This window comes from Allobosea sp. TBD101, from assembly GCF_059817965.1.
In genome coordinates, this window is sequence record NZ_CM187543.1 from 3,772,481 (window position 1) to 3,784,791 (window position 12,311).

Sequence of the window (12,311 nt, forward strand, 5' to 3'; positions counted from 1 at the left end):
CTACAGTCTCACCGAATCCATTCCGAGCACTTCGGCGGCTCGCCCGACGCGCCCCAGGGCATGAGCGGCACGGTCGAGGTCGAGTTCTGCGGGGAACCGTCGATCAGCTTGTCGGTATAGACGAGATAGACCAGCACGTTGCGCTTGGCGTCGCAGCCGCGCACGATCTGCATCTTCTTCCATACCAGCGAGCGGCGCTCGCGGAAGACGACATCACCCTGCTCCGCCTTCTCCTTGAACTTGATCGGGCCGATCTGGCGGCAGGCGAGCGAGACCTCCGAGACCTCCTCGGCGACGCCGAACATGCCGGACATGCCGCCCTTCTCGGGCACGGTATAATGGCAGGCGACGCCCTCGACGATCGGGTCGTCAACGCCATAGACGGCGAGCTTGTCGTTCGGCGTCAGCATCTTCCAGACGGTCGATTTCCTGAAGATCAGGTCTTCCTGCGCCGTGGCTGGCGACAGCATCATTCCCGACAGGGTGAGGGCCAGAGCGGCCAGGACCCAACGACGAAGCAGCATTCCCATTCTCCCGGCGCGTTCCAGCTTGGCGCCGGTCAGGATATGGGAAGTCGGGCGGCTGCGCACCAGAGCTTTGCGCCGCACAATATCGGTCAGGCGCAAAGCCGCTGGTCTCAACCCGTCAGCGGCTTGAAGACGAGATAGGCGGCCACGAGCGCGCCGATCACGCCGAGCGCGAAGAGAACCAACTTCAACCGCGTCATCGTGCTGGCGAAGGCGACATTGCCGCCATCCACCTGCGGGTAGCGATCGAGCAATCGCGCCACGGCGAAATTCTCGGCGACATCGCAGAGCCCGCCGATCAGCCAGCCGCCGCCACAGAGCGCCGCCACCCACCAGGGCTGGCCGCGCATCGCAAGACCAGCGACGATCAGGGCGCCAACGATCGCATAGGTGAAGGCGCAGGCGACATCGGCCGGCAGGACACGGTTGCGGTAGCGCGCGCGCTTGTCCTCACCATAGAGCGTGAACAGCTTCTCGACATCGGCGACGCTGTAGCCGTCCCAGTCGCTTTCGAGCATGCGCGGCACGCCCTGCCGGCTCGACCAGACGCCAACCGCCCAGAACAGCACCACCACCAGGACCGGCCCCCAGATGAAGAAGGCCAGCGGAATGGTGGTCGAATAGAACGGCACGGTCTCGATCATGGCGTCTCGGTTCTCGCGTCTGGCATCGGCCTGAGGTTATCCGGCGGCCCGGCTGCCGCCAAGCCGAGACAACCGGAACTGGATTAGCTGTGGGGCAGAATTTCCTGCTCGATCGCGCCGAAGATCGAATGCCCGGAAGCATCCTTCATCTCGATGCGGACGGTGTCGCCGAAGCGCAGGAACGGTGTCTTCGGCCCGCCCTGCCGGATCGTCTCGACCATGCGCTGCTCGGCGATGCAGGCATAGCCCAGCCCGCCCTCGGCCACGGGCCGGCCCGGGCCGCCATCGGCGTCACGGTTCGAGACCGTGCCGGCGCCGATCACCGTGCCGGCCGAGAGGCGGCGCGTCGCGGCGGCATGGGCGATCAGCGTGCCGAAATCGAAGGTCATGTCGGCGCCGGCATCGGGCTTGCCAAAGAGCGAGCCGTTGACCTGCGCCAGCAGCGGCAGATGCAAACGCCCGTCGCGCCAGGCACCGCCCAACTCGTCCGGCGTCACCGCGGCCGGCGAAAAGGCCGAGGACGGCTTCGACTGAACGAAACCGAAGCCTTTCGCCAATTCGCCGGGAATCCGGTTCCGCAAGCTCACGTCGTTGACGAGCATGACGAGGCGGATGCACCGGAGCGCCTCGTCGCGGCTTGCGCCCATCGGCACGTCACCGGTGACGACCGCGATCTCGGCCTCGAAATCGATGCCGTCCTCCTCGCTGCGGGCCTGCACGGCCTGGCGCGGGCCGAGCGAGGCGTCGCTGCCGCCCTGATACATCAGCGGATCGATCCAGAAGCTCTCCGGCATGGTGGCGCCCCGCGCTTTCCGGACGAGATCGACGTGATTCACATAGGCCGAGCCGTCGAGCCATTGATAGGCGCGCGGCAGCGGCGCGGCGCAGTCATGCTCATGGAAGCGGAAGGACGGGACCGAGCCGTGCTCCAGCCCCTCGGCGAGATCGGCGAGACGCGGAGCGTGGCGATCCCAATCGTCGAGCGCCGCCTGCAGCGTCGGCACGACCGGAAAGGCGTCGGTGGCGCGGGTCAGGTCCCGCGAGACGACGACGAGACGGCCGTCACGGCCATGCGCGAGCGAGGCGAGCTTCATGTCTTTTCATTCCTTCCCGGACGCGCCAATAAGGGCATAACAAGCCCTCGGGAGGAAACCATATGGAACGTCGCAGCTTTTTGAAATCGGGGGCGCTGGCCGCCGCCGCGACGACGGTCGCGATGCCCGCGATCGCACAGTCGCAGCCCGAGGTGAAATGGCGCCTGACGTCGAGCTTCCCGAAGTCGCTCGACACGATCTTCGGCACGGCGCAGCAGTTCTCGAAATATGTCTCCGAGGCGACCGACGGCAAGTTCGACATCCAGGTCTTCGCGCCCGGCGAGATCGTGCCCGGCCTGCAGGCGCTCGATGCGGTCTCATCCGGCACGGTCGAATGCGCGCATTCGCCGACCTATTTCTATATCGGCAAGGACCCGACGCTGGGTCTCGGCACCGGCATCCCCTTCGGCCTCAACGCCCGCCAGCAGCATAGCTGGTGGTATTTCGGCGGCGGCGAGCAGATCGTGAACGGCGTGCTCGACCGCTTCAACGCCTATTCGATCCCCTGCGGCAATTCCGGCTGCCAGATGGGCGGCTTCTTCCGCAACGAATTGAAGAGCATCGACGACCTCAAGGGCCTGAAATTCCGCATCGGCGGCATGGGCGGGGCAGTTCTGGCCAAGCTTGGCGTGGTGCCGACGCAGATCGCGCCGGGCGACGTCTATCCGGCGCTGGAGCGCGGCACGATCGACGCGGCCGAGTTCGTCGGCCCCTATGACGACGAGAAGCTCGGCTTCATCCGCGTCGCCAAGTACTATTACTATCCCGGCTGGTGGGAGGGCGGCGCCATGCTGCACCTGATCATCGGCAAGGACGCCTGGAACAAGCTGCCGAAGCACTATCAGGCAATTGTCCAGAACGCCTGCGAGGCGGCCAACAACTGGATGCTGGCCAAGTACGACTTCGTGAACCCGGGTGGGTTGCGCCGGCTGGTGGCCCAGGGCGCGCAACTCAAGGCGTTCCCGCTGCCGGTGATGGAAGCGGCGCTGAAGGCGGCGGAGGAATACTACGCCGAGACCAGCGCCAAGAGCCCGGATTTCAAGAAGGGCTACGATTCGATGGTCGCCTTCCGCGGCGAGAATCTGCTCTGGTGGCAGGTCGCGGAACTGTCCTACGACTCGTTCATGAACAGGCTGAAGGCGCGCTGACGCGCGCCTTCCTCCTCGCCATGACGACGAAACCACCCACCGATCCCGAGGCCAAGGCGCTCCATCTGGAGCGTTTCCTGCCCTATCGCCTCAATGTCGTCGGCACGCTCGGCGGCCGCGCGCTCGGCCGCATCTATGGCGAGCATTTCGGCATCGGCATCCCGGAATGGCGCGTGGTGGCGCAGCTCGGCGAGTTCGGCAAGCTGACCTCGCGCGACATCGGCGAGCTCGCCCAGATGCACAAGACCAAGGTCTCGCGCGCCGTCGGCGAGCTGGAGAAGCGCGGTCTCGTCTCGCGCGCCGAGAACCGGCAGGACCGGCGCGAATCCTTCGTCGCGCTGACGCCGGCGGGAAAGCGCATCTACGACCAGATCGTGCCGCTGGCACTGGGCTTCGAGGCGCGCTGGATCGAGGGCATCGCGCCTGACGAGCTCAAGGTGTTCGAGCGCGTGCTCTCGACGTTGACCGAGCGCGGCCGGCATCTCGCCGGAAACTATCGCGAGGAAGACGGGGCTTAGTTCCTCCCTCTCCCCGCTGCGGTCATCCCGGACAAGCCGCGAAGCGGCGCCGATCCGGGATCCATGCCGGAACGTTTCCGATGAAGGTTCAGGCATGGATCCCAGGTCTCCGCTTCGCTTCGCCCGGGATGACATGTCGAGGGTGAGCGACTCGGCAGAGTTTCCTAGAAATACCGCGCCAGGTTGCGCCTGATGCGCTGCGCCGGGTCCTCGCCCTTCGGCGGATATGCGAAAGCCGTTCCGGTAATCGCCTCATAGGCACGGACGTAGACCGCAGAGGTCTCGTCGATCAGCTCCTGCGGGATCGGCGGCAGGTCCTGCGTATAGGGGTCGCAGCGTGCCACGACCCAGTTGCGCACGAAATCCTTGTCGAAGGATTCGGGCTTGCCCCCGGCGGCGAAGCGCTCGGGATAGCTTTCGGCGAACCAGTAGCGGCTCGAATCCGGCGTATGGATCTCGTCGGCCAGCACGATGTTGCCCTCAGTATCGGTGCCGAACTCGTATTTCGTGTCGGCGAGGATCAGGCCGCGCCCGCGGGCGAGCTTCTGGCCACGGGCGAAGAGCGCCAACGCATAGGCCGAGACCGTGTCCCATTGCTTCTGCGTCAGCAACCCCTCCCCGACGATCTGCTCGGCCGAGAGCGGCTCGTCATGGCCGCCGTCGAAGGCCTTGCTGGTCGGGGTGATGATCGCCTGCGGCAGCGCCTCGTTGTCGCGCAAGCCCTCCGGCAAGGTCATGCCGTACATCTCGCGCCGGCCCTGCTTATACATCGTCAGGATCGAGGTCCCGGTCGTGCCGGCGAGATAGCCGCGCACCACCATCTCGACCGGCAGGATCTCCAGCCGCTTGCCGACCACGACATTCGGGTCCGGATATTCCAGCACATGGTTGGGGCAGATATCGGCGGTCTGCTCGAACCAGTAGCGCGCGGTCTGCGTCAGCACCTGGCCCTTCAGCGGAATCGAGGCGATCGCCCGGTCGAAGGCGGAGAGCCGGTCCGTCGAGATCAGGATGCGGCGATTATCGGGCAGGTCGTAATTCTCGCGGACCTTGCCGCGATAATAATTCGGCAGCTCGGGAATGACGGCTTCGTGAAGAGGCAGATAATCGGACATGGGCGGGGCTTGCCTCATTGGCGCTGCACGGAAGGCCGGCGCGGCCGGGCCGCTGCCGCAGGTCTTCTAAAGCACGCGCCGATCCGACTGCAACGCAGTCGGATCGGATAACGCGTTCTCTCACTCAAGTTTGGAGACGGATTCACGGATCAGGTTGAATCAACCTGATCGGACCCGGCTCCAGCGAAAGCGGTAGTTTTCCACCACCGCGACGGCGCGCGCTTCCCCGCATTGCTGCGCTTGTCCGAATATGGCATGCGAAGCTCCGTGATGGAGCGTCCCCGCGGCCTTTCAGGCGAGGCTCCGCTCCATAGTTCCGTCGTGTTTGGCGGGTGTTCTAGACCACAGTTCCCGAACAGGGCCGGCCTGCCGGCTCGACTATGGATGACGTGACCCGACCTGCGATGATGCTGCGACTGTCCAGACGCTTCGGCATGGCCCTTCTGATGCTGGCGGCCCTCGGCGGCACCGCCGTGGCGCAGTCGGCGTCCTGCAATGCCTGGCGCGCCGAACTGGAGAGCCTTCACGGCCGCAGCGGCGGCGATCCGCGCGCGACGCAGGCCGCGCAGCGCGTCGGCGCCCAGCTCGCGCAATTGAGCAACCAGTATCGCTCGATGGGTTGCGACCGCGGCTTCAGCTTCTTCGACTCGCCGCCGCCGCAATGCAATTTCGTCCGCCAGCAGATCGGCCAGCTGCAAAACCAGTACGGCGCGCTGCAGCGCCAGGCCGAAGTCGGCGGCATCGAGCAGCGCCGGGCCCAACTCGCCGCCGCGATCAACAACAACTGCCGGGCGCAGCCGCGCGGCTTCTTCGACACGATCTTCGGACGCGATCCCGGCCCCGGCACGCTCGATTCGACCTTGCCCGAGCTCGATCCCGAGCAGCCGACGGAGCCGGCGAAGCCGCGTCTGGGCGGTCCGCAGACCGTCTGCGTGCGCACCTGCGACGGCTACTTCTTCCCGCTCTCGAACAACACCGGCAATGGCGACGAGATGTGCCAGGCGCTGTGCCCGGGCACCGAGACGCTGGCCTATGGCATGAGCGCCGGCGGCGACATCCAGAACGCCGCCTCCCGCTCGACCGGCCAGCCCTATTCCTCGCTGGCCAATGCCGGAAAATACACCCGCAGCTTCGACGCCGCCTGTACCTGCCGCGGCCAGGGGCAGAGCTGGTCTGCCGCGCTCAGGGACGCCGAGTACCTGCTCGACAAGCGCAAGGGCGACGTCATCCTGAGCGAGCAGCGCGCGGCCGAATTGTCGCGCCCGAAAGCCGACCCGAAGCGCAAGGGCGCTGCGGCCGCCCAGCCGGCAGCGGCGCCGGTTCCGGCCATCCCTGACGAGAAGCCGATGCCATCAGAGGATTCGCCGACGGCCGGCACCGAGTCGGCCGGCGTCGGCCCCGTCATCGTCGGCGAGAAGGTGCTCGACAAGAAGGACGGGCTGAAGAGCGAATCGGGCAGCGCCACCGGCGAGCGCCGGACGGTGCGGATCGTCGCGCCCAATCTCGCGCCCAATCTGGGCCCACAGGTCGCGCGGCCCTGAACGCAAAAAGTTCCATGCGGCCAGCGCATGGAAGACCATCAGAGAACGGCGCGATGATTTCTGGACGCATGACCGGATCGGCAGCATAAGGGGCCATCCAAGCCGCCTCCGGGAGGCCGCCAGACCCGTCCCACGGCCCCTTCGCGCCGCGCGCCCGCTTCTGACGCTCCCCAGCTCAGAAGGCCGCCATGTCCGAGACGACAGCGACATCTCCCACCCATCCCATCCAGTTCGACGACGCCAAGCGCCGCCTCAAGGCGATTTTCATTGGCTCGGTCGGCAATCTCGTCGAGTGGTATGATTTCTACGCCTATACGGCTTTCGCGCTCTATTTCGCGCCGCATTTCTTTCCGTCGCACGACCCGGTGGTGCAGCAGCTCAACGCAGCGACGTTGTTCGCGGCCGGCTTCATCGTGCGTCCGCTCGGCGGCTGGCTGTTCGGACATATCGCCGACCGCTATGGACGGCGCCTGTCGCTGACCGTCTCCGTCCTGATGATGTGCTTCGGCTCACTGATCATCGCATTGACGCCGACCTATGCCACGATCGGCTTCGCGGCACCGGCCATGCTGGCGCTGGCGCGCATCATCGAGGGCCTGAGCCTCGGCGGCGAATACGGCGCCTCGGCAACCTATCTCTCCGAGATCGCCGACCCTGAACATCGCGGCTTCTATTCGAGCTTCCAGTACGTCACGCTGATCGGCGGGCAGTTGACCGCGATCCTGGTGCTGCTGCTGCTCCAGAACGTCTTCCTGACACATGAGCAGCTCGTCGCCTGGGGCTGGCGCATTCCCTTCGTCATCGGCGCGCTCCTGGCGATCACCGCCATGTTCATGCGCCGCCATATGCACGAGACCGAGTCGTTCGAGGCCGCCAAGAAGAGCGGCATCAAACGCGAGAGCTCGCTGCGTGGCCTGCTGAAATATCCGCGCGAGGTCGCGATCGTGGTTGGCTTGACGGCCGGCGGCACGGCCGCATTCTACACCTTCACCACCTATATGCAGACCTTCGTGCGCCAGACGGCCGGCTTCTCCGACATCACCACGACCTATGTCATTGCCGGCTCGCTGATCTTCGCCGCGGCGCTGCAGCCGATCTACGGGCTGATCTCGGACAAGATCGGCCGCAAGCCGATGCTGATCTTCTTCGGCGTCTGCGGTACGCTGTTCACGGTGCCGCTGCTGACGACGCTCGCCGGCACCAAGTCACCCTGGATGGCCTTCCTGCTGATCTCAGCAGCCTGGATCTTCGTCGCCGGCTACACCTCGATCAATGCCGTGGTGAAGGCGGAGCTGTTCCCGACAGCAATCCGCGCCACTGGCGTGGCCGTGCCCTATGCGCTCACCGTCTCGATCTTCGGCGGCACGGCGCCGGCCATCGCCCTGTTCTTCAAGCAGCAGGGCCACGAGCAGTGGTTCTATTACTACCTTGCTGGCATCATCTTCCTGTCGTTCCTGGTCTATTCGACGATGCGCGACACCAAGCACGCCTCGGCGATGGAGCGGCACGAGTAAGGAGGGGGCGTCCGGAGCCTTGTCATTCCGGGGCAGGCCGTTAGGCCTGAACCCGGAACCCACAACCGGGCGAGCCCTTGATGACGGCGTCTTGAAGCGCTTCACCCAGTCGTGGGTTCCGGGTTCGAGCGCTACGCGCTCGCCCCGGAATGACAAAGGTTAGATCGTCAAGCGCTTTCGCCCGCCAGCCGCTTCAGCGCCTTACTCCGGCCGATCAGCGGCAGCAGCGCGGCGAGTTCCGGGCCGTGATCAAGCCCCGTCAGCGCCTGGCGGAGCGGCATGAACAGCGCCTTGCCCTTGGCTCCCGTCGCGGCCGAAACAGCCTGCGTCCAGCTTTTCCAGGTCGTGGCATCGAAGGGCTCGGCCGGCAGAAGCCCGGCCGCGGTCGCGGCGAAGCCGGCATCGGCGATCACGGGCTCGATCGGCCCCTGCACCACGCGCCACCACTGAGCCGCCTCGTCCAGCTTGGCAAGATTGCCGCGCACGGCCTGCCAGAACGCCTCGTCGGCCGCGACGCCCAGCGCCGCCAGCCGATTGGAAACAGCAGCGAGCGGTAACTGGTGCAGCGTGCGGGCGCTCAGCGTCTCCAGTTCGTGCTCGTCGAATTTGGCCGGCGCGCGCGAGACATGGGCGAGCTCGACGAGGCCGGCGAGTTCGTCGAGGCTCGCGACCGGACGCACGGCATCGGAGGTGCCGACCAACGTCGCCAGCGCCGCCACGGCCAACGCCTCGACGCCAGTCTCGCGCAAGCCGCGCAGCGAGAGATGGCCGAGGCGCTTGGACAGCCCCTCGCCGCTCGCCGTGGTCAGCAGGTTGTGATGCCCGAAGGCAGGCAGGCTCGCGCCGAGCGCCTCGAAGATCTGGGCCTGGACGGCCGTGTTGGTGACATGGTCCTCACCGCGAATGACATGGGTCACACCGGTCTCGATATCGTCGACGACGGAGGGCAGCGTGTAGAGATAGCTGCCGTCCTCGCGGACCAGGACCGGGTCCGAGAGCGAGGCGCAATCGACGTGGGAAGCACCGCGCACCAGATCGTCCCAGGCGACCTCGCGCGGCTCCAGCAGGAAACGCCAGTGGGGTTTACGCCCCTCCGCCGCGAAGGCGGCCTTCTGCTCGGCTGTGAGCTTCAGCGCGGCGCGGTCGTAGATCGGCGGCAGGCCACGGGCGAGCTGGCGCTTGCGGCGGCGATCCAGCTCGTCGGCCGTCTCATAGCAGGCATAGAGCCGCCCTGCCCCGCGCAGCTTGTCGGCGGCGGCGTCATAGATCGCCAGCCGCTCGGACTGCCTGATCACCTGATCGGGCACGATGCCGAGCCAGCCGAGGTCCTCGGCGATGGCATCAGCATATTCCGCCTTCGAGCGGGCGATGTCGGTATCATCGTAGCGCAGCAGGAAGCGGCCGCTGTGCCGGCGGGCGAACAGCCAGTTGAACAGCGCCGGCCGGGCGTTGCCGATATGGAGATAGCCGGTGGGCGACGGCGCGAAGCGAACCAGAGGCGAGGTCATGGCCGGCTTATGGCGCGTTTGCCGGCGGGCGACAATCCGGCACTCAAACCGAATTCCCCATCGTTAACCCGCCATTAGGGTTACCAAGGCATGAATTGTCCCCGGAGCGAGGTGAAACGGGTGGAACCGAACCGTCGCTCGGGGAGATCAGGATGCGCATCCGTTCCATCGCGCTCATGTTTGGGTCCACGGCCCTCGCGACCAGCCTTCTCGCCGCACCAACGCTAGCGGCGGACTATCCCGTGCTGCGCGGCTCGCAGATCGAGGACGCCCCTCCGCCTCCCAGTCAGTTCACCTGGGAAGGTTTCTATGTCGGCGGCTTTGCGGGGCAGGCACAATCCCGCTTCGAGCGCGATCAGAGCGTCGACAGGCTCATCGACTATGCGATGCTGAACACCACGATCGCGAACTCGATCAACGTCTACGACCTGACGCGCACCATGCCGCGCCGCGACAGCGGCGCCATGTTCGGCGGCTATGCCGGCTATAACTGGGCCTTCGGCGACGTCGTCATGGGCCTGGAAGCGGATTACTCGCGCATCGACCAGGCAGCTGCCGCTTCCCGCCTCGAGTCGCGACGCGTCGGCAACGAGTACCTCACGGTCGGCCTGAACCAGAGCGCCCGGATCAACGACTATGCCTCGCTGCGCGCCCGCTTCGGCTACACCTATGGCCGGTGGATGCCCTATGTCACGTTCGGCGCGGCGGTCGGGCGCTTCGACACCAATGTCTCGGTCTACAGCGACTGGGGGCCGACCGACGTCAACGGCGTTGCGCTTGGCAGCTATGTCGGCTGGCCGCGCATGGTCGGCGGTCCCAAGAAGGATGTCTGGGGCTTCGGCGGCGTGATCGGCGGCGGCATCGAGGCTGCGCTGGCCGACAACATCCTCGTCCGCGCCGAATATCTCTATACCCGCTTCAACGATGTCGAGGGCATCACCACGAGCCTGAACCAGGCCCGCGTCGGCGCCGCCCTGAAGTTCTGAGAAATCACTGACGGCATCAAGAAAAAGGCCGGGGCGAGAGCCCCGGCCTTTCCTGTTCGTGGACTATGCGAAGCGCCCTACTCGGCCGCCTCGACCTCGGGCCGCGCCCGGCCGGCGCGCTGGCGCTTGACCAGCTCGGCGACGATGAAGGCGAGTTCCAGCGCCTGTTCCGCGTTGAGGCGCGGATCGCAGAACGTATGATAGCGGTCGTTGAGGTCCGCATCGGTCATGCCGCGCGCGCCGCCGGTGCATTCGGTGACGTTCTTGCCGGTCATCTCCAGATGCAGGCCGCCGGCATGAGTACCTTCGGCCTGGTGGACGGCGAAGAAGTTCTTCACCTCGCCCAGGATCAGGTCGAAGGGCCGGGTCTTGTAGCCGCTCGCCGCCTTGACCGTGTTGCCGTGCATCGGGTCGCAGGACCAGACGACGTTGCGGCCTTCCCGCTTCGTCGCCCGCACCAGCGCCGGCAGATGGTCGAAGACCTTGTCGGCGCCGAAGCGCGCAATCAGCGTGAGCCGCCCGGCCTGGTTCTGCGGATCGAGCACGTCAATCAGCTTGAGCAGGCCATCTACCGTGGTCGAGGGACCGCATTTCAGGCCGATCGGATTCTTGATGCCACGGAAGAACTCGACATGGGCATGGTCGATCTGACGCGTACGGTCACCGATCCAGAGCATATGCCCGGAGGTGTCGTACCACTCGCCGGTCGTCGAATCCGTCCGCGTCATCGCCTGCTCGTAGCCGAGCAGCAGCGCCTCGTGGCTGGTGTAGAAGTCGGTCGTGCGCATCTCCGGATGTGTCTCCGGGTCGATGCCGATGGCGCGCATGAATTCCAGCGCCTCGGTGATGCGCTCGGCTACCTCCTGGTAGCGATGCGACTGCGGGCTATCCTTGACGAAGCCGAGCATCCAGCGATGCGCGTTGTCGAGATTGGCATAGCCGCCGGTCGCGAAGGCGCGGATCAGGTTCAGCGTCGCTGCCGACTGACGATAGCCCTCGAGCTGGCGGCGCGGATCGGGGATGCGCGCCTCGGCCGTGAACTCGTTGTCGTTGACGATATCGCCCTTGTAGCTCGGCAGCTCGACGCCACCGATCGTCTCGGTCGGGGCCGAGCGCGGCTTGGCGAACTGGCCGGCGATGCGGCCGACCTTCACCACCGGCGAGCCGCCCGCGAAGGTCAGAACCACCGCCATCTGCAGGAACAGCCGGAAGAAGTCGCGGATGTTGTCGGCCGAATGCTCGGCGAAGCTCTCGGCGCAGTCGCCTCCCTGCAGCAGGAAGGCCTCACCGGCGGCGACCTTGCTCAACGCCCGTTTGAGCTTGCGCGCCTCGCCTGCAAAAACGAGCGGCGGAAAGCCGGCGAGCTGCTGCTCAACCGCCTTCAAGGCTGCCTGGTCCGGATATTCCGGAATCTGCTGGACGGGCTTGGCCCTCCAGCTCTCTGGCGTCCACCGCTCGGACATGGGACTTACGTGCTCCTGACTGTGAGATCGCGCATCGTTAACCTCTTGGTAGCGCGAAGGGGCGGCTATACACCGATGATGTGGGAATGGCCACCGCCTGAGGGAAGCCCTCGCGGCAGGCCGCCCGGCCACTCAGCGCATGCGCCGGCAAAAGCGATTCTTCGCAACGGGATAGCGCGTGCCGCTGCTCTATCGCGGCAACGGCCTGCCATCCTGATTCAAGCGCTTCACAAGGCGATTCAACGGGGAAGCG

At 66.0% G+C, this 12,311-nt stretch carries 11 protein-coding genes; 5 read left to right on the forward strand and 6 right to left on the reverse strand.

Annotated features, from left to right (window positions below):
• Positions 1-8: 8 nt before the first annotated feature.
• The 3 genes from AC6RIC_RS18340 to AC6RIC_RS18350 all read right to left on the reverse strand — a co-directional run bounded on the left by AC6RIC_RS18340 (position 9) and on the right by AC6RIC_RS18350 (position 2,265).
• A complete protein-coding gene (locus AC6RIC_RS18340; protein WP_499733398.1) occupies positions 9-524 on the reverse strand; it encodes a CreA family protein in 516 nt (171 codons plus the stop codon).
• Positions 525-637: 113 nt separating this feature from the next.
• Positions 638-1,171 (reverse strand): hypothetical protein, encoded by a 534-nt coding sequence (locus AC6RIC_RS18345; RefSeq protein ID WP_499733399.1) that lies wholly within the window; start codon positions 1,169-1,171, stop codon positions 638-640.
• Between the two features lie 83 nt (positions 1,172-1,254).
• Entirely contained in the window at positions 1,255-2,265 is a 1,011-nt protein-coding gene (locus tag AC6RIC_RS18350) for a fumarylacetoacetate hydrolase family protein (protein WP_499733400.1), read from the reverse strand.
• A gap of 62 nt (positions 2,266-2,327) precedes the next feature.
• Here AC6RIC_RS18350 and AC6RIC_RS18355 point away from each other — a divergent pair, with 62 nt between their 5' ends.
• Positions 2,328-3,413 (forward strand): TRAP transporter substrate-binding protein, encoded by a 1,086-nt coding sequence (locus tag AC6RIC_RS18355; RefSeq protein WP_454657576.1) that lies wholly within the window; start codon positions 2,328-2,330, stop codon positions 3,411-3,413.
• Between the two features lie 20 nt (positions 3,414-3,433).
• Positions 3,434-3,931: a MarR family winged helix-turn-helix transcriptional regulator gene (locus AC6RIC_RS18360; protein WP_454657577.1), complete on the forward strand. Its 498-nt coding sequence runs from the start codon at positions 3,434-3,436 to the stop codon at positions 3,929-3,931.
• A gap of 164 nt (positions 3,932-4,095) precedes the next feature.
• Here the strand turns inward: AC6RIC_RS18360 and AC6RIC_RS18365 are convergent, their stop codons facing one another.
• Entirely contained in the window at positions 4,096-5,046 is a 951-nt protein-coding gene (locus tag AC6RIC_RS18365) for a phosphoribosylaminoimidazolesuccinocarboxamide synthase (protein WP_499733401.1), read from the reverse strand.
• Between the two features lie 389 nt (positions 5,047-5,435).
• Here AC6RIC_RS18365 and AC6RIC_RS18370 point away from each other — a divergent pair, with 389 nt between their 5' ends.
• Together AC6RIC_RS18370 and AC6RIC_RS18375 are read left to right on the forward strand one after the other, a co-directional pair.
• Positions 5,436-6,587, forward strand: coding sequence for a DUF2865 domain-containing protein (locus tag AC6RIC_RS18370; RefSeq protein WP_499733402.1), 1,152 nt, complete (start codon positions 5,436-5,438; stop codon positions 6,585-6,587).
• Between the two features lie 188 nt (positions 6,588-6,775).
• Complete coding sequence (locus AC6RIC_RS18375) at positions 6,776-8,101, forward strand: MFS transporter (RefSeq protein WP_499733403.1); 1,326 nt, start codon at positions 6,776-6,778, stop codon at positions 8,099-8,101.
• 167 nt (positions 8,102-8,268) lie between these two features.
• Here AC6RIC_RS18375 and gltX read toward each other — a convergent pair whose 3' ends face one another.
• Complete coding sequence (gltX, locus tag AC6RIC_RS18380; RefSeq protein ID WP_499733404.1) at positions 8,269-9,609, reverse strand: glutamate--tRNA ligase; 1,341 nt, start codon at positions 9,607-9,609, stop codon at positions 8,269-8,271.
• Positions 9,610-9,761: 152 nt separating this feature from the next.
• Between gltX and AC6RIC_RS18385 the strand changes: the two genes are divergently transcribed.
• Complete coding sequence (locus tag AC6RIC_RS18385; protein ID WP_499733405.1) at positions 9,762-10,595, forward strand: outer membrane protein; 834 nt, start codon at positions 9,762-9,764, stop codon at positions 10,593-10,595.
• A gap of 77 nt (positions 10,596-10,672) precedes the next feature.
• Here AC6RIC_RS18385 and AC6RIC_RS18390 read toward each other — a convergent pair whose 3' ends face one another.
• Complete coding sequence (locus tag AC6RIC_RS18390; RefSeq protein WP_173047230.1) at positions 10,673-12,058, reverse strand: class II 3-deoxy-7-phosphoheptulonate synthase; 1,386 nt, start codon at positions 12,056-12,058, stop codon at positions 10,673-10,675.
• Between the last annotated feature and the right edge of the window lie 253 nt (positions 12,059-12,311).

What these genes read in the sequence shown, in the direction of transcription:
- gltX (WP_499733404.1), bottom strand. Translation starts at nt 9,609, where the DNA reads ATGACCTCGCCTCTGGTTCGCTTCGCGCCGTCGCCCACCGGCTATCTC.
- AC6RIC_RS18345 (WP_499733399.1), bottom strand. Translation starts at nt 1,171, where the DNA reads ATGATCGAGACCGTGCCGTTCTATTCGACCACCATTCCGCTGGCCTTC.
- AC6RIC_RS18360 (WP_454657577.1), top strand. Translation starts at nt 3,434, where the DNA reads ATGACGACGAAACCACCCACCGATCCCGAGGCCAAGGCGCTCCATCTG.
- AC6RIC_RS18390 (WP_173047230.1), bottom strand. Translation starts at nt 12,058, where the DNA reads ATGTCCGAGCGGTGGACGCCAGAGAGCTGGAGGGCCAAGCCCGTCCAG.
- AC6RIC_RS18350 (WP_499733400.1), bottom strand. Translation starts at nt 2,265, where the DNA reads ATGAAGCTCGCCTCGCTCGCGCATGGCCGTGACGGCCGTCTCGTCGTC.
- AC6RIC_RS18340 (WP_499733398.1), bottom strand. Translation starts at nt 524, where the DNA reads ATGCTGCTTCGTCGTTGGGTCCTGGCCGCTCTGGCCCTCACCCTGTCG.
- AC6RIC_RS18375 (WP_499733403.1), top strand. Translation starts at nt 6,776, where the DNA reads ATGTCCGAGACGACAGCGACATCTCCCACCCATCCCATCCAGTTCGAC.
- AC6RIC_RS18365 (WP_499733401.1), bottom strand. Translation starts at nt 5,046, where the DNA reads ATGTCCGATTATCTGCCTCTTCACGAAGCCGTCATTCCCGAGCTGCCG.
- AC6RIC_RS18385 (WP_499733405.1), top strand. Translation starts at nt 9,762, where the DNA reads ATGCGCATCCGTTCCATCGCGCTCATGTTTGGGTCCACGGCCCTCGCG.
- AC6RIC_RS18355 (WP_454657576.1), top strand. Translation starts at nt 2,328, where the DNA reads ATGGAACGTCGCAGCTTTTTGAAATCGGGGGCGCTGGCCGCCGCCGCG.